General features: G+C 36.0%; 23 protein-coding genes and 1 pseudogene. 23 read left to right on the forward strand and 1 reads right to left on the reverse strand.

What is annotated here, in order from left to right; all coding sequences use genetic code 11:
* Positions 1–2: 2 nt before the first annotated feature.
* Entirely contained in the window at positions 3–2,609 is a 2,607-nt protein-coding gene (ppsA, locus tag Q9B79_RS03450; protein WP_306182621.1) for a phosphoenolpyruvate synthase, read from the forward strand.
* Between the two features lie 55 nt (positions 2,610–2,664).
* Here ppsA and Q9B79_RS03455 read toward each other — a convergent pair whose 3' ends face one another.
* A complete protein-coding gene (locus Q9B79_RS03455; RefSeq protein WP_074567704.1) occupies positions 2,665–3,282 on the reverse strand; it encodes a TetR/AcrR family transcriptional regulator in 618 nt (205 codons plus the stop codon).
* A gap of 171 nt (positions 3,283–3,453) precedes the next feature.
* On the opposite strand from Q9B79_RS03455, the gene Q9B79_RS03460 reads away from it, so the two are divergent.
* The 22 genes and pseudogenes from Q9B79_RS03460 to lepB (Q9B79_RS03565) all read left to right on the forward strand — a co-directional run bounded on the left by Q9B79_RS03460 (position 3,454) and on the right by lepB (Q9B79_RS03565) (position 23,782).
* Positions 3,454–4,635 (forward strand): YhgE/Pip domain-containing protein, encoded by a 1,182-nt coding sequence (locus Q9B79_RS03460; RefSeq protein ID WP_306182622.1) that lies wholly within the window; start codon positions 3,454–3,456, stop codon positions 4,633–4,635.
* A 159-nt stretch (positions 4,636–4,794) separates the two neighbouring features.
* Positions 4,795–5,229, forward strand: a complete 435-nt coding sequence (locus Q9B79_RS03465) for a ferritin-like domain-containing protein (protein WP_306182623.1) — start codon at positions 4,795–4,797, stop codon at positions 5,227–5,229.
* 353 nt (positions 5,230–5,582) lie between these two features.
* Complete coding sequence (locus Q9B79_RS03470) at positions 5,583–6,044, forward strand: DUF2691 family protein (RefSeq protein WP_306182624.1); 462 nt, start codon at positions 5,583–5,585, stop codon at positions 6,042–6,044.
* Between the two features lie 26 nt (positions 6,045–6,070).
* Positions 6,071–6,583 carry a GNAT family N-acetyltransferase gene (locus Q9B79_RS03475; RefSeq protein WP_306182625.1) on the forward strand — a complete coding sequence of 171 codons (513 nt, stop codon included), beginning with the start codon at positions 6,071–6,073 and terminating at the stop codon, positions 6,581–6,583.
* A gap of 102 nt (positions 6,584–6,685) precedes the next feature.
* Positions 6,686–6,817: pseudogene (locus Q9B79_RS03480) on the forward strand (aminoglycoside phosphotransferase family protein); the annotation flags it as partial.
* A gap of 111 nt (positions 6,818–6,928) precedes the next feature.
* On the forward strand, positions 6,929–8,257 hold the full coding sequence (locus Q9B79_RS03485; RefSeq protein ID WP_306182626.1) for a YjiH family protein: 1,329 nt from the start codon (positions 6,929–6,931) through the stop codon (positions 8,255–8,257).
* Positions 8,258–8,605: 348 nt separating this feature from the next.
* Positions 8,606–9,193 (forward strand): GNAT family N-acetyltransferase, encoded by a 588-nt coding sequence (locus tag Q9B79_RS03490; RefSeq protein ID WP_306182627.1) that lies wholly within the window; start codon positions 8,606–8,608, stop codon positions 9,191–9,193.
* Between the two features lie 330 nt (positions 9,194–9,523).
* Complete coding sequence (locus tag Q9B79_RS03495) at positions 9,524–10,156, forward strand: YdcF family protein (RefSeq protein ID WP_097907989.1); 633 nt, start codon at positions 9,524–9,526, stop codon at positions 10,154–10,156.
* Between the two features lie 154 nt (positions 10,157–10,310).
* Positions 10,311–11,459, forward strand: coding sequence for an acyl-CoA dehydrogenase family protein (locus tag Q9B79_RS03500; RefSeq protein WP_306182628.1), 1,149 nt, complete (start codon positions 10,311–10,313; stop codon positions 11,457–11,459).
* Between the two features lie 167 nt (positions 11,460–11,626).
* Positions 11,627–12,772 carry a stage II sporulation protein P gene (locus tag Q9B79_RS03505; protein WP_306182629.1) on the forward strand — a complete coding sequence of 382 codons (1,146 nt, stop codon included), beginning with the start codon at positions 11,627–11,629 and terminating at the stop codon, positions 12,770–12,772.
* Between the two features lie 194 nt (positions 12,773–12,966).
* Positions 12,967–13,644: a copper homeostasis protein CutC gene (locus tag Q9B79_RS03510; RefSeq protein ID WP_306182630.1), complete on the forward strand. Its 678-nt coding sequence runs from the start codon at positions 12,967–12,969 to the stop codon at positions 13,642–13,644.
* Between the two features lie 23 nt (positions 13,645–13,667).
* A complete protein-coding gene (gene lepB / locus Q9B79_RS03515; protein WP_306182631.1) occupies positions 13,668–14,219 on the forward strand; it encodes a signal peptidase I in 552 nt (183 codons plus the stop codon).
* Between the two features lie 180 nt (positions 14,220–14,399).
* Positions 14,400–15,152: an IclR family transcriptional regulator gene (locus Q9B79_RS03520; RefSeq protein ID WP_306182632.1), complete on the forward strand. Its 753-nt coding sequence runs from the start codon at positions 14,400–14,402 to the stop codon at positions 15,150–15,152.
* 14 nt (positions 15,153–15,166) lie between these two features.
* Entirely contained in the window at positions 15,167–15,880 is a 714-nt protein-coding gene (pxpB, locus tag Q9B79_RS03525; RefSeq protein ID WP_306182633.1) for a 5-oxoprolinase subunit PxpB, read from the forward strand.
* Positions 15,871–16,860: a 5-oxoprolinase subunit C family protein gene (locus tag Q9B79_RS03530; RefSeq protein WP_306182634.1), complete on the forward strand. Its 990-nt coding sequence runs from the start codon at positions 15,871–15,873 to the stop codon at positions 16,858–16,860. Before pxpB ends, Q9B79_RS03530 begins: the two co-directional genes overlap by 10 nt.
* Positions 16,861–16,878: 18 nt before the next feature.
* Positions 16,879–17,640 carry a 5-oxoprolinase subunit PxpA gene (gene pxpA, locus Q9B79_RS03535; RefSeq protein ID WP_306182635.1) on the forward strand — a complete coding sequence of 254 codons (762 nt, stop codon included), beginning with the start codon at positions 16,879–16,881 and terminating at the stop codon, positions 17,638–17,640.
* Between the two features lie 23 nt (positions 17,641–17,663).
* Positions 17,664–18,359 carry a DUF969 domain-containing protein gene (locus Q9B79_RS03540; RefSeq protein ID WP_000239804.1) on the forward strand — a complete coding sequence of 232 codons (696 nt, stop codon included), beginning with the start codon at positions 17,664–17,666 and terminating at the stop codon, positions 18,357–18,359.
* A 1-nt stretch (position 18,360) separates the two neighbouring features.
* Positions 18,361–19,323 (forward strand): DUF979 domain-containing protein, encoded by a 963-nt coding sequence (locus tag Q9B79_RS03545; RefSeq protein ID WP_306182636.1) that lies wholly within the window; start codon positions 18,361–18,363, stop codon positions 19,321–19,323.
* A 16-nt stretch (positions 19,324–19,339) separates the two neighbouring features.
* Positions 19,340–19,987, forward strand: a complete 648-nt coding sequence (gene pcp / locus Q9B79_RS03550; RefSeq protein ID WP_306182637.1) for a pyroglutamyl-peptidase I — start codon at positions 19,340–19,342, stop codon at positions 19,985–19,987.
* 66 nt (positions 19,988–20,053) lie between these two features.
* Entirely contained in the window at positions 20,054–20,791 is a 738-nt protein-coding gene (locus Q9B79_RS03555) for an NAD-dependent protein deacylase (RefSeq protein ID WP_306182638.1), read from the forward strand.
* Positions 20,792–21,025: 234 nt separating this feature from the next.
* Complete coding sequence (locus Q9B79_RS03560) at positions 21,026–23,179, forward strand: peptidoglycan D,D-transpeptidase FtsI family protein (RefSeq protein ID WP_306182639.1); 2,154 nt, start codon at positions 21,026–21,028, stop codon at positions 23,177–23,179.
* 81 nt (positions 23,180–23,260) lie between these two features.
* Positions 23,261–23,782: a signal peptidase I gene (gene lepB / locus Q9B79_RS03565; RefSeq protein ID WP_306182640.1), complete on the forward strand. Its 522-nt coding sequence runs from the start codon at positions 23,261–23,263 to the stop codon at positions 23,780–23,782.
* The last annotated feature ends 89 nt before the right edge of the window (positions 23,783–23,871 follow it).

Raw genomic sequence — 23,871 nt, forward strand, 5'->3', positions numbered from 1 at the left:
ACATGAGTTCTTTCGTTCTCGATTTTCAGGAAATAGAAAACACGCAGCTTTCACTCGTTGGTGGGAAAGGTTTGAATTTAGGGGAGTTATCCAACATTCAAGGGATACAAGTGCCAGAAGGATTTTGTGTGACAACAGTAGGATATGAAAAGGCTATCGAACAAAATGAAGATTTTCGCACTTTGTTGCAGCAGCTAACAAAGTTGAAAATGGAAGAGCGAGCTCAAATTGGTCAAATAAGTACGAAGATTAGAGAAGTTATTATGGCAGTAGAAATCCCTTCTGATGTAGTGGAAGCGGTAACTCATTATCTCTCACGTTTTGGAAATGAACATGCGTATGCCGTGCGCTCTAGTGCTACGGCTGAAGATTTACCATATGCTTCATTTGCAGGTCAACAAGATACGTATTTAAATATTATCGGAGAAGAAGCGATTTTACAGCATATAAGAAAGTGCTGGGCGTCTTTATTTACAGAGCGAGCAGTTACGTACCGCATGCAAAATGGTTTTGAACATAATCAAGTTTCTATATGTGTTGTCGTTCAAAAAATGGTTTTCCCTGAGGCTTCGGGCATTTTATTTACGGCTGATCCGGTTACTTCTAACCGAAAGGTGTTATCAATTGATGCCAGTTTTGGACTTGGTGAGGCATTAGTATCAGGATTGGTCTCTGCCGATAATTATAAAGTAAAAGAAGGCGAAATTGTCGATAAGATGATCGCAACTAAAAAAGTAGCTATCTATGCCTTAAAAGAGGGCGGAACAGAAACGAAACAGATTGATCCGGCTCAGCAAAAAATTCAAACATTGTCTGAACAACAAATATTACAACTAGCAAGTATTGGAAGACAGATTGAAGCTTATTTTGGTTGTCCGCAAGATATTGAATGGTGTTTAGCCCATAATACATTTTATATTGTCCAAAGTCGCCCCATTACGACTTTATATCCAATTCCTGAAGAAAATGATGGGGGAAATCATGTATATATATCAGTTGGCCATCAACAAATGATGACTGATGCGATGAAACCACTTGGGTTATCTTTTTTCCTGTTAACGACTAATGCTCCTATGCGTAAAGCGGGAGGAAGGCTGTTTGTGGATGCTACGCAACAATTAGCTTCACCTGCTAGCAGAGATTATTTAATAAACACTTTAGGAAAATCAGATCCACTCGTAAGAGATGCATTAACGACTATAATCGAGCGAGATAATTTTATTACATTGTTGCCGGATGATGAAAAAGAAAAGAGTGTTAGTAAAAGTAAGCAATCTGCAAATTCGCAACCAGAAATCGAAAATGATCCGGCAATCGTTATGAATTTAATACAGAATAGTGAAGCATCCATCGAAGAGTTAAAACGAAACATGCAAATGAAATCAGGGGTGGATGTACTTGATTTTATTTTGGAAGACATCCAGCAATTAAAAAAAGTATTATTTAACCCGCAAAGTATCGCTGTTATTATGGCAGGAATGAATGCTTCAACATGGATGAATGAAAAAATGGAGCAATGGCTAGGCGAAAAAAATGCAGCAGACACGCTTTCTCAATCGGTACAAAATAATATTACATCTGAAATGGGTTTAGCATTAATGGATGTCGCTGATGTGATTCGGCCGTATCAAGAAGTTATTACGTATTTACAACATGTAGAAGATGATAGCTTTTTAAATGAACTAGTTCAGTTTAAAGGTGGAGAAGAAGCCCGAGATGCGATTCTAACTTTTCTAAATAAATACGGAATGAGATGTAGCGGAGAAATAGATATTACGAAAACGCGCTGGAGTGAAAAGCCAACTACAATTATCCCGATGATTTTAAATAATATAAGAGATTTTGAATATGGCGCGAGTAAGCGGAAATTTGAAGAAGGACTGCAAGAAGCATTGAAAAAAGAAGAAGAGTTAATAGAGCGATTACAGCACTTGCCGGATAGTAAACAAAAAGTAGAAGAGACGAAGCAAATGATTCGTAATATCCGTAATTTTATCGGTTATCGTGAATATCCAAAATACGGCATGATTAATCGTTATTTCATATATAAGCAGGCATTATTGAAAGAAGCTGAGCAACTTGTGCAGAGCGGTGTCATTCGTGAGGTCGATGATATATACTATTTAACTTTTGAAGAACTTCACGAAGTAGTCCGCACGAATAAACTAGATTATGAGCTGATACAAAAACAAAAAAATGATTACAAATTATATGAAAAACTAACGCCTCCTCGTATCATGACGTCTGATGGAGAAATCATTACGGGTAAATATAAACGAGAAAAACTCCCAGCTGATGCGATTGTAGGTTTGCCTGTTTCTTCAGGAGTGATTGAAGGAAGAGCTCGCGTTATTTTAAACATGGAAGAAGCGAATTTAGAAGAGGGAGATATATTAGTTACAGCTTTTACTGATCCTGGCTGGACACCATTGTTTGTGTCTATAAAAGGGTTAGTCACTGAAGTTGGTGGTCTTATGACGCACGGGGCAGTTATCGCACGTGAATATGGATTACCGGCAGTTGTCGGTGTGGAGAATGCTACGAAATTAATAAAAGACGGACAACGAATTCGGGTACATGGCACAGAAGGGTATATTGAAGTGTTGTAATGAAATAAAAGATCATCCGCTAATATAGTGGATGATCTTTTATTATATAGCTGACTCATTTCTTCAAACCAGCTGCATAAAAAGGTCCATGAACTGCGATTGTAGATAAAATACGAGCAATTTCCTCTGGTGTTTCTTTTTGTCCATTATTTAACCATTGCTGAATCACACCAATATGAGCAGATGCCATATAAGAAGCTAAGTATTGGCTTGGGACAAGTAAATTCTCTTTGTTAATGAGAGCGCCATTCGTATCTTCAAATATTGTTTTCCACATAAAGTCCTTCAGTTTTGTTTGGAAAGATAAATCTCCTTTGGGACTTAATACAGCTTTCATAAAATCACTATTTTCATTTAGAAATGCAAGAATAGAAGTGATAAGTAGAAACGGCATTGTTGGGGAAGGGTTTGACCCAAGATCAGCAATCACTTCAGGTAATCTCTGTTTGGCAATGCTGGAAATTTTATACATAATTTCTTCTTGGCATTTCGTCATTAAATCAAATTTATCTTGATAATGCGCATAGAAAGTACCGCGATTAATGTTTGCTCTCGTTGTAATATCTTTCACTGTAATGGCGTCAAAACCTTTTTCTTCAATTAATTCCACCAATGCATTTCGAATGGCAGTTTTCGTACGAACAACACGTAAATCTAAATTACTATCACGCAAAGCATGTCCCTCCTTCATTTTAGCCAACACATTTCAAAGATGTGTCTTATAACCGACACATTTACGATTTTTGATTATTGTATAAGGTTCAACTCGAACATATAATTCAAAATATAAATAAACAACACGTTGTTGGTTATTATAAATCAAATGATAGGAGGAGAAAAGAAGATGTTTAAAAATAAACTTTTATTGTTATCACCAGTTATTGCACTACTTGTTGTTTTTATTTTCTCATTAACGTTATTTCCAACCGTTCAACCTCAGCCGAAAAACTTGCCAATCGCAATTGTAAATGAGGATCAAGGAGTAGAAATTCCGAATCAACCGAAGATGAATATGGGGCAAACGATTGTTGATAATATGAAAAAGACATCAAAATCAGAGGAAGAACCTGCGGTGAAGTGGGTAGAAGTGAAAAATAAAGAAGCAGTTCAAAAAGGCTTAAATAATCAAGAATATTACGCAGCATTAGTTATTCCGAAAGACTTTAGTACAAAACAAGCATCATTACGAACACCACAGCCATTTTCGCCAGAGGTAGAAATATTCGTCAATCAAGGAATGAATACAGCAGCATCAACTATGGCTGGGCAAATGTTAAGTGGGGTAGTTGATAATATGAACAATACTGTTCGCGCGCAACTACTAGAAGGCTTGAAAGCAAAAGGAGCTACATTAACAGCAGATCAAGTTTCAAATGTGGTAACACCGATTACGAAGATAGTAACAAATGTAAATGAAACCGGCAAAAATAGTGCGAACGGTAATTCGCCAATGTCTTTATTTCAGCCGTTATGGATTGCCAGTTTAGCGAGCGCAGCAATTATCTTTATTGCGATAAGTAAAATGCCAGTAGGTACAAGAAAAGAAAACTTCGTATTAAAACTAAAACAAATCGTAATAGGGGCTGTTGCGACACTTGTCATTGGGTTCGGTCTTACATGGATCGCGGATGGTATGGTAGGGTTAAATATTTCGAACTTCACAGATACGGCACTTTTTTTATCTATTACATCCTTTAGTTTCTTCTTAATGATATCGGCGGTACTTTCATTAGTTGGACTAAAGGGAATCGGTGTATTCGCTCTCTTACTATTCTTCGGGGCACCGTTATTATCGTTAGCACCGGAAATGTTGTCGCCATTTTATCAAGACTGGGTGTATGCATGGTTGCCAATGCGATTTATGATTGAAGGATTGAGAGAAATATTCTTCTTCGGAAAAGGGTTAAGCTGGAGTACACCTCTTACTGTACTCGTTTGGATTGGTGCGATAAGTATGATGATTATTTTAGCGACTGCTTTCAAACGTAGTGTAGGAAAGGAACACAAAACAGAATTAAACACATAAAAGATAAAAACGTTTCACTAGGAGTGAAGCGTTTTTATCTTTTATTGACTTATAGGTTAAAGGGAATAAAAAAGTTCGGATTTGCAGTTCCTTTTTGTATACATGCTCCTGCTATCTCAAATTGCATAAAATGTTATGCGGAATAATGGAGGGGATACGATGTATAATTCGAATTATTATGATTCGTATAGGCAAAATGATAAGCTGATTCGTGATATTGAGAAAGCAATTAACGGAGAGTTTAGTGCTATAAATTGCTATGCGAAATTAGCCAATATGGCTCCAAATGCGGCGGAACGAAATCAAATTCTTGAAATTCGTAACGATGAAATAAAGCATTTTCATCATTTTGTACAAATCTATACAAATTTAACTGGTCAGCAGCCAAAACCACAAATTACGGAAGAATGTCCAAATACGTACTTACAAGGATTAGAATTCGCTATACAAGATGAACAGAAGACGGTAGATTTTTACTTGGAAATTTCAGACGAAACATCGGATGCGCAATTAAAAGAGTTGTTGCGCAGAATAGCTGCGGATGAACAAAATCATGCGGTGTGGTTTTTATATTACTTTGTGAAGACGAAGTGAGCATTAAGAATGAATGGCTGATGTGATGAATATATTAGAATTTATCCCACTTCAATGGGCAGTAAGACCCCCATCTCAAAATGCAGCGAAAGCAAAGAAGTTAGGTGGGGGTCGGGCTGCCCATTAAAGTCCGATTGGTGAGGGCTGATTAAAGTTTCACTTTATTTTAAAGCGCAGTGCAACAATTGCATGAAAAACTTAAATATAAGCAGAAAGAAACCGTTTCATAAGTAGTGGGACGGTTTTTTTCGCGGTGAAATACAAGTTACATAGATATCGATAAAATATAGTAATTGAATTTGGTATATAATGTATGAAATGAAAACGAAAATAAATAAGCTAGGAGCAAATAAATGAAAAGAGGAATTACAGCAGATGTTCCAAATGAATATGATAATTTACTTTGGAAAGTGTTAAAGCCGATTGATATTTCTTCATATGATTGGTGGGTAGAGAGTGAAGAGTCATACTTAGTAGCACGTGGTGGATTGGATGAGGCATTATTTCCAGAAGAGCCAAGTATAGTGGAAGGATCAGATTTGAAAACTTTATTTAAAGACAATATATATTATGTTGTTTTTGCAAATTTAAAAGCGTATTCAAAAGGAGAGGAAGTAGTAGATATTGAGACATATGAAGAATTTAAAGAGAGTAAGTGTGAATTAGTTTTACTAGTTGCGGATTGTACATACGTCACAATTTACGCTAAAGATCAAAAAAAGATTGAATTGATGTATGAAAACGCAAGGAATCAAGGTTATTATGTTGAATACGTTACAGACGAAAATGACGGTAGAACGCGATTATCAGTATGATAGTAATTTGAAAGGGGAACAGCAATATGGATAGAAACACAGTTAAAGAATATACAATTCGAACTGCTATTGAAGGGGAAAGTGATAGCATAATCACTCTATTAAAAGAAGTAGCAGAGTGGTTACAACATAAAGAAGTAGATCAGTGGCAATATTTGTTAGGCGGAGAGGCTACAGCTGAAATACTAGAAGGTATAAGAGAGAAATATACATATGTGATTACGAAGGAAGATGAAATTATCGGTACAGTGACAGTATCTCCTAAACAAAATAAATGGGATGAACATATTTTTGGTAAAGAGGAAGTTTCTAATTCATTATATATTCATAGATTTGCGGTGAAACGGAAGTATAAGGGCAACGGAATAGGAGAATGGATTTTACGGTGGGTAGAAGAGAATGTAAAACATGACAAAGAGTTTTTGAAACTAGATTGTGTAGGGCATAATCGCATATTGAATGATTTTTATAAGAGAAATGGTTTTGAATATGTTGGGAGTACAGATGGACTTAGTAAGTTTCAAAAGAAAAGAGGATAGTGAATGGATCAAATTCATACTAATTTAGTTAAGAGGTTAATAGGTTAATAGGGGAACAGTTTCCTGAATGGGTACATTTAGAAGTGAAACCTGTAAAGTTTGTGGAATAGAGCGAGAGGATGGGCACTTTGGAAAGCGTTAATTACATATGATGCGAATAAGGCAAGTAATAAGATAGTGGCAGAAGAATCGTATCGTGTCATTCAAGTGATTGTGGATGATTATGAGAAGTAGTAGAAAAAGCCTATTTTAAAATAGGCTTTTTTATATGATTAAATATAGAAATCTAAAGAAGGAATCTGATGTAATTATACAGAATATTTAGATAATAGGGGGTGTCGAATTTTGAGTGAAATTGAATTAAAAAGGAATGTAATTAAGACAGGGAGTGAGAAGAGAATCATTCTTCGGTTTATACTCGCTAGTCTAGTTGGGGTGTTTATGTTTTTCGTACCAGTTACGATAAATGGTGTTTCGTCCATTATGATTGATCATATCGTATCATGGATTCGGTCTTCGGTTCCGAGCGTCGTGCCTTATTATGCACTACTCGTTATGATAATGGGTGCGATTTATCCGTTTTATACGAAAAAGTGGAATGCATCTATCGTAGACATTTGTTTTTCGATTTTAAAAGTAGTTGGTGTTGTCTTTGGTGTATTATATTGCTTGAAAGTAGGGCCAGCTTGGTTCTTTGCACCAGATGTAGGGCCGTTTTTGTATGAAAAACTAGTCATATCGGTAAGTTTACTCGTACCAATTGGTTCGGCTTTTTTAGCGTTATTAGTCGGATACGGATTACTTGAATTTATCGGTACGTTTTGCCGTCCCATTATGAGACCGTTATGGAATACACCAGGACGATCAGCAATCGATGCGGTTGCGTCTTTTGTAGGGAGTTATTCGTTAGCTTTATTAATTACGAATCGCGTGTATAAAGAAGGGAAGTATACGACAAAAGAAGCAGCGATCATCGCTACAGGCTTTTCTACAGTATCCGCAACATTTATGATCATCATCGCAAAAACATTAGGCATTATGCATTTATGGAATGTTTATTTTTGGACTACTCTCGTTGTAACATTCATCGTAACTGCTATCACCGTAAGAATCCCACCTCTTAGTAGAAAACCAGATACATATGTAACAGAAGAAGGATTCCCAGAGCCTGTTTATAAAGAAAAAATGCTAGAACGTGCTTGGGAAGATGCGCTAGAGGTGTCAAAGTCTGCACCGAGTATTATGAAAAATATCGCAGTGAATTTAAAAGATGGTTTTATTATGACAATGGGAATTTTACCATCCATTATGTCAGTAGGATTAATTGGTATCGTCTTAGCGAAATTCACGCCAATATTTGATTGGATCAGTTATATTTTCTATCCGTTTACATGGGCTTTACAATTACCAGAAGCAGAACTAGCTGCTAAAGCCGCATCCGTTGGTATCGCAGAAATGTTTTTACCTTCTCTTTTAGTTGTAAGTGCACCACTTGTGACAAAGTTTGTCATTGCGGTTGTTTCGGTATCATCTATATTGTTCTTCTCAGCATCCATTCCTTGTATTTTATCAACGGACATTCCGTTAAAAGTATCGGAACTTATTATTCTCTATGTACAAAGAACGATTTTAACATTGCTCATTATTACGCCGATTGCTTATTTGTTACTTTAAAGTTTTTAAAAGTGGTGTATTTCCACATCACTATTAAGCTAAGAAAATCAAATATCCCCAGACGTGAAAATATACAACTATCACGTCTGGGGATGTTTTTACTTATCTTTCGTATATGACGTAATGCTTCTTAAGAAGATTCCTCATCCTGCAAAAAAGAATCCTAAGCATAATAAGCTGCCTGGCGTTCCCCAAGTAATTTGATCTAGCATTTTTATCCCCTCCCAATTTATTATTATATAGCATTTATTGGGAATTATCAAAATCTTCCTTTTTCAAATGCATTCTATTATTATTATAAAACGTTTTTATTTTATATGATATAGTAACAACAAAGGGGGCTTTCAAATGGAAATCATTCACGAAAGAGCAAAGTTACGGTTAATAGATGGTAATGATGTCGAAACTTTGTTTTCAATTGTAGAAGGAAATCGGGATATTTGGGCGTATTTAATTTCTAAAATGGATAGTGTTCAAGATATGCAGCAATATGTGCAAAAAGCGATTCAGGGTTATGGAAAGGGTTCTCAAATGCCTTTTGTTGTAGTGGATCAACAGACGAATACGATTGTAGGAAGTACACGTCTATATAATATTTCAGTAGAAGATAAAACGGTCGAGTTAGGGCAGACTTGGTATCATCCAAGTGTGCAACGTACGAGTATTAATACAGAGTGTAAGTATATGCTTCTCCAGTATGCTTTTGAAAAACGGCATATGCTGAGGGTACAAATTAAGACAGATGCAAGAAACGAAAAGGCACAACGAGCAATTGAAAGATTAGGTGCAGTAAAAGAGGGCGTGCTTAGAAATGAAAGGAAATTGCCAAGTGGTCATGTGAGAGATGCAGTTGTGTATAGTATGATTGCAAGCGAATGGCCAATAGTGAAAGCTCGTTTATTGGAAAAATTAGAATTGTATAAAGAAAAGTTATAATTCGTGTTTTGAAAGGTATATTGTTCGTAATACATGAAAAATATACCTTTTTTCTTACAAAATGCTACTTTATTTTAATTACTTTTGTTTCATCGTTCCCTTCTGAGAAAAAATTCGTTACAATGTAGTTGTATGGTAATAAACTTATGAATTTAAAACATGTAATGAAAACCGCAAATGAAAATGAATTGATAATCCTCAATTTTAAATGAAAACCCTTTTATACATAAATAACAAGTAAAGTTCCTTCTTTTAAATAAACTCAAACAAAACGATTTGATATAAATGTTTTTTTATAGAAGTATGGATGATGTACGGAGGCAATTACAAATGAAAGAAAATAAGAAAAGTAAGAAAAGACGAATCTTTCAAGTATTTTTACTAATGATTTGTTCTGCTATTTTATATGTAAGTTATGCAGCTTACGATATTTGGAGCTATCGTTTTAAAACAGATGATAGTGTGAAAACGGATGCTGGTATCGTACTAGGAGCGGCTTCTTGGAATGGAAAACCATCCCCTGTATTTAAAGAAAGAATTAATCATGCAATTTCTTTATATAAGAACGGAAACATTAAAAAGATTATTTTTACGGGTGGTACAAAGTTCGAGGCAGAACTTGAGGAAGCGCGTACTGCAAGAGTATATGCAATGAAACAAGGTGTAAAAGACGAAGATATTTTAATTGAAACAAAATCCCTTTTCACTGAAGAAAACTTAAAGAATGCGAAGGAAGTTGGACTAGAGAACGGAATACGCACATACACGATTGTAAGTGATCCACTTCATATGAAACGCGCAATGAGAATCGCAAAACATATTAATATTGAAGCGTATGCTTCACCAACGCCGACATCAGCATATAAAACGTTAGACACAGAAATTCCATTCTTCTTTAAAGAATTATTCTCGTATATTGGATATGTAACCTCTTTGCCATTAAAGGCATTGAAGGGAGACTAATATAAGAAAAGAACCGATCCTTAAATAGGAACTTTTCTTATTAGTCAAAAACATTGTATTTTTATCGGAATAGTGAAACAATAGAGAGGTAGCTTCATATAATCATAATGAAAAAGTGAGCGGTTGATGAATCGAACATAAAGGAGATTATAGTATGGCACTCTCATTTGTTGAAACAGAAGAACAATCTTTCATTATTGCACAAATAAATAAATTGATTCCGAAGTTCATGGAAAGGGAGCATCAACTAAGTGAATTAGGATCATTTCCGTATGAAAATATAAGTGATTTGAAAGATATTGGATATACGAAATTAACGTTACCGAAGGAATTTGGTGGTAGTGCGATTTCTTTATATGACTTCGTTTTATTTCAAGAGAAAATCGCGGAAGGCTGCGGGGCTACTGCATTATCGATTGGCTGGCATCTTGGCATTGTAAAAGAGCTAGCGGAAAATCACTCTTGGAATGATGAGATGTTCAAATGGTTTTGTGAAGAAGTACGTAATGGTGCGCTTTTTAACAGAGCAGCAACAGAACCAAAAACAGGGAGTCCGACGCGTGGCGGTAAACCAGAAACAATAGCGGTTCAACAAGGCGATAAGTGGGTTATAAACGGAAGGAAAACTTTTACAACGATGGCGCCGATACTTGATTATTTTATTATTTCAGCGAGTATGGAAGGCCGCGAAGAAGTTGGTGAGTTTGTCATTCCAAGAAATACACTTGGTGTATCCATTGAAGAAACGTGGGATAGCGTTGCGATGCGAGGGACTGCAAGTCACGACCTTGTCTTACAAAATGTGGAGATAGAAAACCGTTTTTTTACAGATATAAAGGGCGGAAAAGTGAAACAAAAGGGTATTGGCTGGTTGCTACATATACCAGCATGTTATTTAGGAATTGCACAAGCAGCAAGAAATTATGCAGTTCAATTTGCGGGATCATACAAGCCAAATAGTTTAAATCATTCTATTAGTTTATTGCCGAATGTTAGAAGATTAGTTGGAGAATTAGAACTTGAGCTTATGCAAGCTCGCGTCTTTTTATATCAAATTGCGAAAAAGTACGATGAAGCAGAGGATAAACTATCACTGCAAGCCGAATTAGCAGCAGTGAAATATGCCGTAACGAATGCAGCGATATCTATTGTAGATAAAGCAATGCGCATCGTGGGGGCAAAAAGTTTATCAGAAAAAAATCCGCTTCACCGCTACTATTTAAACGTCAGAGCAGGATTACACAATCCGCCGATGGATGATGCAACACTATCTATGTTGGCGGATGCGGCGTTTCGGTCGTAGTTAAAAAATATTAGTCTAGAGCTAGAAGATCCTATTGCAGGATCTTCTTTTTTTATAATTAATAGATTGCATCTTACTATTTTCAAATTAGAGAAATTCTATTAAATTAGTAATCATATTCATTGGAAATTATGCGTAAGAATATAGTAAATGAAGGGAGATATAAAATGAATAAAGTGAAACTGAAAGTATTAAATGTAAGATATGTAGTGGTATGTATTTTATTCACGATTATATGTATCCTCACTTCATTCATCATTTCTAGTAATTCTAGCGTATTTAAATCATATTATATGAATCAGTTATTAGGAACGAATTCTACTAAAGGTCTAATGTATATGATAGGAAGTGAAAATCGTTATTTTGCAGAAGAATTTCATAAAGAAAAAGGACGAGCATCTTTGGAATCTTTTTTACTTTCACTTTCTACAAACATTAATGTAAATGATCTCCGAAGTTTATTAACCAGGGAACTTCCTAATATGAATCAATTTTACTCGGAAATATTAATTGCTGGGGAAGGAACAGATTATACGAACATTCCTGAAGAATCCAGTATTCCTTTAGATAAAATTAAAGATAAAGGTACTGCTATTGAACACCCAAAGAGTGGGAAAGAAAACAATTCTACTGGTGAAAATGCAAATACACAAAATAACGGTGAAAATAAAGTTTTTATTTATCATACACATAGTTGGGAAGCGTTTATTCCTCTCATTCCAGGTGCTACTGTACCCGATGATGCTTCCAGTACAAATAATGAAGTGAATATTACATTTGTTGGAAACTATTTAAAACAAAAGTTAGAAGAAAAAGGAATAGGTGTTTCACATGATACGACAAATATGAGGGATTTTCTGCGGAATAAAAATTTAAATTGGGCCCAATCTTATAAAGGGTCCCGCCAAATATTACAAGACAAATTAATGCAAGATAAAAATATTATGTTCCCAATGGACCTCCATAGAGATGATGCACGAAAAAATACTACAACAAAAAATATTAACGGAAAGAATTATGCTCGGCTCTATTTCATTTTAGGGCGAGAAAATCCTAATTATGAAAAAAATAAAAAAATAGTAACGGCAATCAATTCATATTTAGATGAAAAGTATTACGGTTTAAGCCGAGGGATTTTTATTAAAGATCGTAAAAGCGGGAACGGAGTATATAATCAAGACCTTTCTCCCAATGCATTATTGATTGAAATGGGAGGGGTAGATAATACACCAGAAGAATTATATGCTTCCGTTGACGCATTAGTAGAAGCATTTAGCCACTATTATAATGAAGTAACTAAGAAAACTAACTGAAATAAAAAGGAGTGACATCTAGTCAGAAGTGCTAGGGGGTTACTCCTTTTTTGTGGAATATAAAATCACCAATAGATGTTAGTAGTTAAAAAATCTTTCTTTTCATTCTTCTTTTTATAGTTTTATAGGAGAATGCTATGCTTCTTATTTCACCTACTGTATAATAAGAAAAAAGTACGAAAAGAGGTCATCTCATGCTAGAGGTTATTGCAACATGTTTAGAAGATGTGAAACGAATTGAACGAGCTGGCGGGAAGCGAATTGAATTAATTTCATCTTATACAGAAGGCGGTTTAACACCGAGTTATGCATTTATTAAAAAAGCGATAGAAGCAGTACATATACCGATTCACGTTATGATTCGTCCGCATGCGAAGTCTTTTACATATACGGAAGAAGAAATTGAAATGATGAAGGAAGATATTATCGTTGCACAGAAGTTAGGTGCAGCTGGTGTTGTATTAGGTGTATTAAACGAACAAAATGAAGTGGATGAAGAAAAATTAGCCGATCTATTATCTGTTGTAGAAGGAATCAATGTAACGTACCACCGTGCGATAGATGATATAGAAAATCCGGTAGAAGCGATGAAAACTTTAAAGAAGTTTCATAAAGTGACTCACATTTTAACTTCAGGTGGACAAGGAAATATAGTGGAGAATATACCGGTACTTACAGAAATGCAAAAGGTAAGCGATGGTCAAATTCAGCTAGTAGTTGGAGCTGGTGTGACAAAAGAAAATATAAAGCAATTGCTAGATGAAACTGGAATCACGCAAGCTCATGTCGGTACAGCGGTAAGAGAAGGGAAATCATGTTTTTCTGACATTGATCCTAATTTAGTACAAGAATTAGTTCAAATATTAAAATAAACACGTAAGAAAGAGGAGAAACGATGAAGGAAAATACGAAAAAAGAATTATTCTCATGGGCTAAAACGATAGGATTTACCCTTGTATTAATCGCTATTATTCGCAGTGTTTTATTTACACCTTCATTAGTACAAGGTGAATCGATGATGCCTACTTTAGAAAATAACGAACGAGTGCTCGTGAATAAGATTGGTTATAGTATCAGTGGATTAGATCGCTTTGATATTATCGTCTTCCACGGAAAAGAAGGATACGATTTAGTAAAACGAGTAATTGGTTTACCAGGCGATACAGTTGAGTATAAAAATGATGTGTTATATGTAAACGGAAAAGCGATGGAAGAACCATATTTAAAAGAGTTTAAAGAAAAAGCAGCAGGCCGTGTATTAACTCCAGACTTTACGTTAGAACAAATTACAGGAAAAACGAAAGTGCCAGAAGGCCAAGTGTTTGTTTTAGGAGATAATCGTGAAGTTTCGAAAGATGGTCGTATGTTTGGATTTATTTCAGAAGATGAGATTGTCGGAAAAGGACAAGCTGTTTTCTGGCCGTTGAAACAAGTAAGAGCGTTATAAACAGAAAGTATGGAAGAAAATATTCTTCCATACTTTTTTTGTGCCTTATTTATATATATCGAGTCATAGGCTTGAAAAAAATATTGATAGAATTGAGAGAATATTTTATAATTTTAAATTATATATTTGTTTCAAAATACGGAATTAAAGTTCTGGAATTCGGAACAAGAGGGAGATAGAATGAGTATAAATAAAACGGCAGTTAAGACAATGGATATTTTAGAATTGTTTTATGAGCATGAAGAGCTAAGTTTAACAGAGATGGTTCAACTTACGAGTATGCCGAAAACATCTGTTTATCGTTTAATTGGCTCGTTAGAAGAAATGGAGTTTTTACAAAAAAGCGAGAAGGGGAAATATCGTCTCGGAGTCGTTTTTTTACGATACGGTCAACTCGTTTCACAAAGATTATCAGTAAGAAATATTGCGATTCCCTATATGAAAGAGCTTAGAGATAGTTTAGGGCAGGCAGTTAATTTAATTATTCAAGACGGTAATGATGCGATTTATGTGGAAAAGATGGAAGGTGCTCAGCCTGTACGTGTGTATACAGCAGTTGGTAGAAGAGCTCCACTTTATGCGGGTGCATGTCCGAGAATTTTACTATCGTATTTCTCTGAGGAAGAGAAGCAGAAATACATAGAGGACACGGATTTAAAACAGTTTGCGGATGGAACAATTGTGGATAGGGAGCAGTTGCTAGAAGTGTTACAAATGGCGAAAAAGGAAGGACACACAATTAGCTACTCTGAGTTAGAAAATCATACAGCCGCTATAGCAGCGCCCATTTTTGCAAGTGATGGAACGGTTGTAGCGGGGATTAGTATTTCGGGATTAGCAATTGAGTACAGCGAAAGTAACATTTCATATTTTATTGCGAAGGTGAAAGAAACAGCACATCGCATTTCGAAAGAACTTGGCTTTTTGGCATAGAAAGAGGGAGTGGGATGAAATTTTCTGCGTTAGGGGATCAAGCAATTATTGTTACATTTGGTGAAGAAATTGGAATGGAGACATACGAAAAAGTGCAGCGATTGTTTCAAGCGTTAGGGCGGCATCCGTTTACAGGAATGGTTGAGTGTGTGCCGTCTTTCACCTCATTAGCAGTCTACTATAATGTATACGAAGTATGGAAGCGAAATGGGAGAAGTGAAGGGCCGTATCATTACGTTTGCCGGTATATACAGGAGCTTTGTAATTCGTATCAAGAAGAATTACATCAAGATGTGAAACATATTTCTATACCTGTTTGCTACGGAGGAGAATATGGACCTGATTTGGAAGAGGTTGCGCATTATCGAGGATTACGAGCGGAGGATGTCGTTCGCATACATAGCGAAACAACATACTTTGTATATATGTTAGGTTTTACACCAGGGTTTCCGTATTTAGGAGGGCTATCAAAAGAATTAGAAACACCTAGAAAAGAAACGCCACGATTACAAATACCTGCTGGTTCGGTAGGGATTGGTGGAAATCAAACAGGTATATATCCGCTTGAAACACCGGGTGGATGGAATATTATTGGCCGAACACCAATCTCCTTATTTAATCCAGAAGAAGAAACACCAACATATATTCAAAGCGGTATGTACTTACGATTTATTCCAATAACGAAGGAAGAGTACATATCACTTGAGGGGGCTAAAGAATGGATGTAGAAGTTTTGCATGCAGGGATGTTTACAACAGTCCAAGATTTAGGGCGAACTCATTATCAACAATACGGTGTACCAGTTGGAGGGGCCATGGATCAAAGTGCACTTCGGATAATTAATATGTTAGTCGGTAATGAGGAGAATGAAGCGGGACTCGAAATGACAATTATGGGACCTAAATTGTTAATAAAGAAAACGACCTTACTTGCGATTGGCGGAGCGGATATGGAGCCGTTACTGAATGGGGAGCGTATTCCATTGTGGCGTCCCATTTTAGCAGAAGAAGGTAGCATGCTTTGTTTCGGAAAAGTGAAAAGTGGTTGCAGAGCGTATGTAACTTTTGCAGGTGGTATACAGATTGATCGCATAATGGGAAGTAAAAGCACTTACATACGTGCAGCGATTGGTGGTATTGAAGGGAGAATGCTGAAAAAAGGAGATTATTTTCAAATTGGTACGCACACAGAAATGGCGAGTCGTTTTATTCAAGACTTAAAAAAGAGAGAGCAAATCAAAACGAACTGGGCAATTAGCAACAGCATACGGCCAAAGTATAAGAAATATCCTAAGCTTCGCGTCATAATTAATTTTGAATATGATCAATTTACAGAAGAAAGTAAAAAGGCATTTTTTACGAAAGAGTATAAAGTATCTAATTACGCTGATCGTATGGGCTATAGAGTTGAAGGAGAAGTTTTAAATAGAGTGGAAGAAAAAGAGATTTTATCGAGTCCTGTTACATTCGGAACGATTCAAGTGCCGAATGGTGGACAGCCGATTATATTAATGGCAGATAGGCAAACGACGGGCGGATATCCAAGAATGGGAAATATCATTTCAGTAGATTTACCTCTTCTTGCACAGTTAAAACCAGGAGACTATGTTTCATTTGAGAAAATTACACTTGAAGAAGCGGAACAATTGTATATAGAACAAGAAATCAATAGGAATCTATTAAAGAAATTCATCGCTTTACGAAGCTGACATTAGGAGGGTAATATCGTGACGACAATCGATTTAAACTGTGATTTAGGAGAAAGTTTTGGAGCTTATAAAATGGGGAATGATGATGAAATTCTTCCGTTCGTTTCCTCTATAAACGTTGCTTGTGGTTTTCATGCGGGTGATCCGACTGTAATGAGGAAAACGGTCGAAAAGGCACTGCAGCATAACGTAGCAATTGGTGCGCATCCTGGTTTTCCTGATTTAATTGGATTTGGAAGAAGAAATATGAACGTTGCACCAAATGAAGTATACGACTATGTATTGTATCAAACCGGTGCATTAGACGCTTTTGTGAAAGTAGCAGGCGGGAAAATGCATCATGTAAAACCGCACGGTGCTCTATATAATATGGCGGCGACTAATCCGGAAATTGCAGATGCAATTGCAAAGGCAATTTATCATAGTAATCCAAATCTATTACTTTACGGATTAGCAAATAGCGAGGCATTTATACAGGCTGCGGAAAAATATAATATAACTCTCGTACAAGAAGCTTTTGCAGATCGTACGTATAAGCAAGATGGGACATTAACGAGCCGTACGGAAGAAAATGCACTTATAAAAAATGAAGATGAAGCGATAAAGCAAGTGCTTCAAATGGTGAAAGAAGGCTACGTAAACGCTGTGAACGGAGAGAAAGTAGCAGTTCACGCACAAACCATTTGTTTGCATGGTGATGGAGAGAAAGCAGTGCAATTTGCGAGAAAAATATACAGAACATTCGAACTTAATGATATTTCTATTTGTGCACTGAAGTAAAAAAATGAGGGGAAGTGTTGGAATTGGTGAAATTAATCGGGATACTACTTGTTGCGGTGGGCTTTTTATTTAGATTGAATACACTTTTAGTAGTTATGGTAGCAGGTATTGTTACGGGTATGGTTTCAGGATTAAGCTTTTATGATGTGATCAGCATGTTCGGTAAATTTTTCATAGAAAATAGATATATGTCTATGCCAATTATACTAACTTTACCGGTAATCGGAATTTTAGAGCGTTACGGTTTAAAAGAAAGAGCAGAAGCACTTATAACGAAATCAAAAGGCGCAACAACTGGAAGAGTATTAATGTCATATTTTACGATAAGAGAATCATCAGCAGCACTTGGACTGAATATTGGTGGTCATGCACAAACAGTAAGACCGCTCGTTGCACCGATGGCAGAAGGGGCTGCGCAAGGGAAATATGGTAAGTTACCTGAAAAGTTAAGAGAAAAAATTAAAGCAAACGCAGCGGCGGCAGAAAATACAGCATGGTTTTTCGGAGAGGATATATTTATCGCGACTGGTGCCATTTTATTAATGAAAGGATTCTTCGATTCAGTAGGTATGCATGTTGGTGTATGGGATATGGCGCTTTGGGGTATTCCAACTGCAATATCAGCACTTATCGTAAGCTGGATCAGATTTAGAAGATTTGATAAATATATAGCAAAAACGATGACATCAAAAGAAAAAGAAGAGAAGGAGGCAATATAAGATGAATATCATTACAATGGATACAATTTATTACGTATTAGGTATAATCGTTGCCTTTATCGCTGTACGTATTGCCTTTGATAGCCAACATCCAAACCGATGGGGGTCTAGCTTGTTTTGGGCGTTATTTGCCATTACGTTTTTATTCGGAAATGTAATCCCTTCGTTTTATGTTGGTTGTATTGTACTCACTATGGTCGTATTAGCTTCATTAAACAAAGTAACAAAATCAGAAGAGAAAGAAGTACCAGTACAAGAACGTGTGAAACATGCGGAGAAATTAAAAAATAAAATTTTTATGCCTGCACTATTAATTCCTATTTTTACAATTATCGGTACGTTAACGTTAGGGAAAATCAAATGGGGGAATGTTTCTCTTGTTGATCCAGATAAAGTAACATTAGTTGCATTAGCACTTGGGGCATTACTTGCATTTGTTGCGGCGATGCGTATTACAAAATCGAAAATAACAACGCCTGTTCAAGAGGGAAGCAGATTATTACAAGCTGTCGGCTGGGCTGTCATTTTACCACAAATGTTAGCAGCACTTGGCGGTATTTTCGCGAAGTCTGGCGTTGGACAAGTTGTTTCAGATTTAGTTGGACAAGTATTACCGACAGAGTATCCGTTCGTTGCTGTTATGGCGTATTGTTTAGGAATGATGCTCTTTACAGTTGTAATGGGAAATGCATTCGCAGCGTTTGCCGTTATTACTGGCGGAATTGGCTTACCTTTAATTGTACAAATGCATGGAGGAAACCCGGCGATTATGGCAGCGCTTGGTATGTTTGCTGGATATTGCGGAACATTGCTTACTCCAATGGCAGCAAACTTTAATATCGTTCCGGCGATGCTTTTAGAGTTAAAAGATAAAAATGCAGTTATTAAAGCACAAGTACCAATAGCTCTTTCCATCTTTATTATCAATATGTTTATTATGTATGGCCTAGTATATCGTTTTTAATTAGGAGGGAAAAACTATGAAAACAGTATTATTAACAGGGTTCGATCCGTTTGGCGGAGAAAGCATTAATCCAGCTTGGGAAGTCGCAAAAAGTTTACATGAAAAAACAGTGGGAGAATACAAGATTATTAGTAAACAAGTACCAACTGTATTTCAAAAATCAATACAAGTTTTAAAAGAATATATAGAAGAACTAAACCCTGAAATGATTATATGTATCGGACAAGCGGGGGGCAGACCAGATATTACGATAGAGCGTGTCGCAATTAATGTTGATGATGCAAGAATTGCTGACAATGAAGGAAATCAGCCGGTAGATGTACCGGTTGTAGAAGAAGGACCAGCTGCCTATTGGTCTACACTTCCGATGAAAGCAATTGTAAAAAGACTGCAAGAAGAAGGCATACCGGCTTCCGTTTCACAAACAGCAGGTACATTCGTTTGTAATCACTTATTCTACGGTCTCATGCATGAACTAGAGAAATATGATAAGAAAATGAAAGGCGGATTTATTCATATTCCGTTTTTACCAGAGCAAGCGAGTAACTATCCAGGTCAACCGAGTATGTCACTTTCTACTATTCGTAAAGGAATAGAACTGGCAATTGAGGTAACGACGACAGTTGAGGTGGATATAGTGGAAGTTGGGGGTACGACGCATTAAATAAATCGAATCGTACGACACCTCCTGTAAACAACTGGTATAATAAGTATAGGAAAATACATAGAGGTGATTTTTGTGCAACAATTTGAAGAAGTACGTTCAATTTTAGAAAAAGCGAAGAAAATTACAGTGTTAACAGGTGCAGGAGCAAGTACGGAAAGTGGTATCCCAGATTTCCGTTCAGCAAATGGATTGTATGCTGATGCGAATGTGGAGATGTATTTATCAAGAGGATATTATAATAGAAATCCGAAAGAATTTTGGAAGCATTATAAAGAAATCTTTCAAATTAATACGTTCCATCAATATAAACCAAATCGTGGTCATCGTTTTTTAGCTGAATTAGAAGAACAAGGGAAAGATATTACGATTTTAACGCAAAATATTGACGGTTTACATCAATTAGGTGGTAGTAAGCATGTCATTGATTTACATGGAACGCTTCAAACAGCACATTGTCCTAAGTGTAAAGCGGGATATGATTTACAGTATATGATTGATCATGAAGTGCCTCGCTGCGAGAAGTGTAATTTCATTTTAAATCCAGACGTTGTGTTATACGGAGATACATTGCCACAATATCAAAATGCGATAACACGTTTATATGAAACAGATGTACTTATCGTTATGGGAACGTCGTTAAAAGTACAACCTGTCGCTTCATTCCCACAAATCGCAAAGAGGGAAATCGGTGCAACGACAATTTTAGTAAATGAAGAGTTAACAGGGCAAGAATATAACTTTGATTTTGTTTTTCAAAATAAGATTGGTGAGTTTGTTGAAGGGGTATCTTCAATGAAATAAGTTAATGAAAAAACTGGGGTGTATAGAGAACACCCCAGTTTTTTGTTTGAAGAAAATTCATGTTATGACGAATTAAGGGGAATGGTAATAAATAGGATATAAAATTAAAAAACTGAAAATTAAATCTTTTATTTCTTTAGTAATTAATATAAAATTCTATATATATCATATAAATAAATTTGATACATAATAGTTCTATGTAGAAATGTTAATAGAATGAAGCGAGGGAGCGAAATGAGACAGAAAAAGGAGCAGAAGAAACAATCGAAAAAGAAAAAGACCCATATTCCTTTTCGGTTAAATGTACTATTTTTTATCGTCTTTCTTTTATTTTCAGCTATTATAATTCAATTAGGTAAAGTACAAATTATTGATGGAGAAACATATAGAAATGAAGTGAACAAAAAGGAAGATGTAACGGTAAGCACTCCTGTTCCTAGAGGGAAAATGTTTGATCGGCAAGGTCAAGTGATTGTAAATAACAAACCGCTACGAACCGTTACATATACGAAAATGAAAGGAGTAGATTCGAAAGAAGTTTTACAAGTAGCAAGACAGTTAGCTCAGTTAATAGAAATGTCACAAGAAGATATAGATAAGTTGACAGAAACAGATAAAAAAGATTTTTGGATGCAGTTAAATGAAAAGCGAGCAGCTGCAAAAGTGACAAAAGAAGATGAGAGTAAATTTAGGGAGCAAGAAATAGAAGGAAAAGAATTAGATAAAAAAGTAGAAGAGTTACGCAGGGAAAGAATTACGCAAGAAGAATTAAGCGAACTTTCAAAAGAGGATTTAGAAGTACTAGCAATTAAAAGTAAAATGAATGCGGGATATAAAATGACGCCGCAAATCGTTAAAAAAGATGTAAGTCAAAATGAATACGCAGTCGTAAGTGAAAGATTGGCAAGTTTACCAGGAGTGGATACGACAGTGGACTGGGAACGTGAATACCCAAATGATAAAATACTTCGTTCTATCCTTGGTAGCGTTTCTACTGAAAATGAGGGCTTGCCAAGAGAACAGTTAGATTATTATTTAGTGCGTGATTATAACCGAAATGACCGTATTGGTAAGAGCTATATCGAGAAACAGTACGAAGATGCATTACATGGAACGAAAGAACAGTCTAAAAATATTACGGATAAAGCAGGAAATATTATTCGGACAGAAAAAGTGACTGAAGGAAAAAGTGGAAATAATTTAATGTTAACAGTGGATATGGAGTTACAGAAAAAAGTAGAGCAAACTCTTGAAAAGAATTTACGAGCATTTCATTCTGCGGAGCCGATGATGGATCGTGCATTCGTTGTAATGATGAACCCGAAAAACGGGCAAATTTTATCAATGGCAGGAAAGAAAATTGTAAATAAAGATGGCGGCATGCAAATAGAAGACTTCGCTTTAGGAACGATGACAAGTTCTTATGAGTTAGGCTCAACTGTGAAAGGGGCTACGTTATTAGCCGGATATCAAACTGAAACAATTAAGCCGTATACGCATTTCTTTGATGCCCCAATGTATTTTAAAGGAAGTAGTAAGCCAAAGAAATCGTGGAAAGAATTTGGTGATATTGATGATTTAAGAGCTTTACAAGTTTCATCAAACGTTTATATGTTTAATACAGCATTAAAAATGGCAGGTATAAATTATGTACCAAATAATCCGCTAGATATCAAGAAAGAGACATTTAATAAAATGCGCTACTACTTTAGACAGTTTGGCTTAGGTGTACCGACTGGAATTGACTTGCCGAATGAATCGATTGGTCAAATGGGTAGAACAGATAACATACCTGGTTTTTTACTTGATTATGCGATTGGACAGTACGATACATATACGCCGCTTCAACTTGCTCAATATATGTCAACAATTGCAAACGGCGGTTACCGAATGAAACCACAAATTGTACAAGAAGTGAGAGAGCAACCACTTAGACCAGAGGATGTAGGAAAAGTTATACGCTCTATTGAACCAGTTATTTTAAATCGAGTGGATATGGACACTTCATATATTAATCATGTAAAAGAAGGATTTAGAAGAGTTTTTCAAGAAACTGACGGAACAGGTACGGCAACGTTTAAAGGATTGCCGTATAAACCAGCTGGAAAAACAGGAACAGCTGAAACCGTATATGGCGGAGAAAGTGATATTGGAAGAGATGAAAACAATAACCGAAAAAAATGTTATAATTTAACTCTTGCCGGTTATGCACCATATGATGCTGATCCGGAAGTAGCTTTTTCAGTTGTTGTACCTTGGGTAAATGATGACAAATCAGGAATTAATTCTGCGATTGGTAAAGAGATTTTGGATGCGTATTTTGAATTGAAAGCGAAAAGAGCGGGTGGAAATCCAGTCCCAGTAGAACAGCCGAACAAAGCCCAGTAAAAATATATCACTGCACAGAAACGTATTGTGCAGTGATATATTTTTTGAGTGAAAAAGTGTTTAAATAAGGTGGGAATGGATATGAAAGAGGAGATTAAAAGAGGCTGGGGGAAATACATACTCTTCGTGTTTGTTTTGGTAATAGCCTATCATTCTTTTACTTTATGTAAAGTGGAAGGGAAATCGATGCAACCGACTTTGTATGAAGAAGACTACGTATTTGTAAATAAAGCAGCAGTGCATTTTTCTAATTTAGAGCACGGAGAAATTGTCATTATAAAGGAAGAGGATGAGTCGAAATATTATGTAAAACGAGTAATAGGACTTCCTGGTGACGTAATTAACATAACGAATGGGTCAGTATATGTGAATGACAAAAAGCAAGAAGAACCGTATACAAATAAAGATTTATTCAATAATACGCAAGTGTTTTATAATTTTCAAAAGACAAAAATCCCGCCAAATAAGTTATTTGTAATGGGAGATAATCGTGAACTTAGTAGAGATAGTCGAAATGGCTTAGGATATATTGAAGAAGATAACATAATAGGCAAAGTGGAATTTGTATATTATCCGTTTTCAAAAATGAAGATCATAGAATAAGTGGGGTTATACAAAACCCCACTTATTAAAGTTTCACTTTACCCCGCATTAACGGGCAGTAAGCCCCCCACCTCAAAGTTCAGCTGTAC

It is taken from the genome of Bacillus sp. MHSD_36, assembly GCF_030757775.1.
Classification (GTDB): Bacteria; Bacillota; Bacilli; order Bacillales; family Bacillaceae_G; genus Bacillus_A.

Coding starts and splice junctions, on each gene's coding strand:
- ppsA (WP_306182621.1), top strand. CDS start 3: ATGAGTTCTTTCGTTCTCGATTTTCAGGAAATAGAAAACACGCAGCTT.
- Q9B79_RS03460 (WP_306182622.1), top strand. CDS start 3,454: ATGTTTAAAAATAAACTTTTATTGTTATCACCAGTTATTGCACTACTT.
- Q9B79_RS03465 (WP_306182623.1), top strand. CDS start 4,795: ATGTATAATTCGAATTATTATGATTCGTATAGGCAAAATGATAAGCTG.
- Q9B79_RS03470 (WP_306182624.1), top strand. CDS start 5,583: ATGAAAAGAGGAATTACAGCAGATGTTCCAAATGAATATGATAATTTA.
- Q9B79_RS03475 (WP_306182625.1), top strand. CDS start 6,071: ATGGATAGAAACACAGTTAAAGAATATACAATTCGAACTGCTATTGAA.
- Q9B79_RS03490 (WP_306182627.1), top strand. CDS start 8,606: ATGGAAATCATTCACGAAAGAGCAAAGTTACGGTTAATAGATGGTAAT.
- Q9B79_RS03495 (WP_097907989.1), top strand. CDS start 9,524: ATGAAAGAAAATAAGAAAAGTAAGAAAAGACGAATCTTTCAAGTATTT.
- Q9B79_RS03500 (WP_306182628.1), top strand. CDS start 10,311: ATGGCACTCTCATTTGTTGAAACAGAAGAACAATCTTTCATTATTGCA.
- Q9B79_RS03505 (WP_306182629.1), top strand. CDS start 11,627: ATGAATAAAGTGAAACTGAAAGTATTAAATGTAAGATATGTAGTGGTA.
- Q9B79_RS03510 (WP_306182630.1), top strand. CDS start 12,967: ATGCTAGAGGTTATTGCAACATGTTTAGAAGATGTGAAACGAATTGAA.
- lepB (WP_306182631.1), top strand. CDS start 13,668: ATGAAGGAAAATACGAAAAAAGAATTATTCTCATGGGCTAAAACGATA.
- Q9B79_RS03520 (WP_306182632.1), top strand. CDS start 14,400: ATGAGTATAAATAAAACGGCAGTTAAGACAATGGATATTTTAGAATTG.
- pxpB (WP_306182633.1), top strand. CDS start 15,167: ATGAAATTTTCTGCGTTAGGGGATCAAGCAATTATTGTTACATTTGGT.
- Q9B79_RS03530 (WP_306182634.1), top strand. CDS start 15,871: ATGGATGTAGAAGTTTTGCATGCAGGGATGTTTACAACAGTCCAAGAT.
- Q9B79_RS03545 (WP_306182636.1), top strand. CDS start 18,361: ATGAATATCATTACAATGGATACAATTTATTACGTATTAGGTATAATC.
- pcp (WP_306182637.1), top strand. CDS start 19,340: ATGAAAACAGTATTATTAACAGGGTTCGATCCGTTTGGCGGAGAAAGC.
- Q9B79_RS03560 (WP_306182639.1), top strand. CDS start 21,026: ATGAGACAGAAAAAGGAGCAGAAGAAACAATCGAAAAAGAAAAAGACC.
- lepB (WP_306182640.1), top strand. CDS start 23,261: ATGAAAGAGGAGATTAAAAGAGGCTGGGGGAAATACATACTCTTCGTG.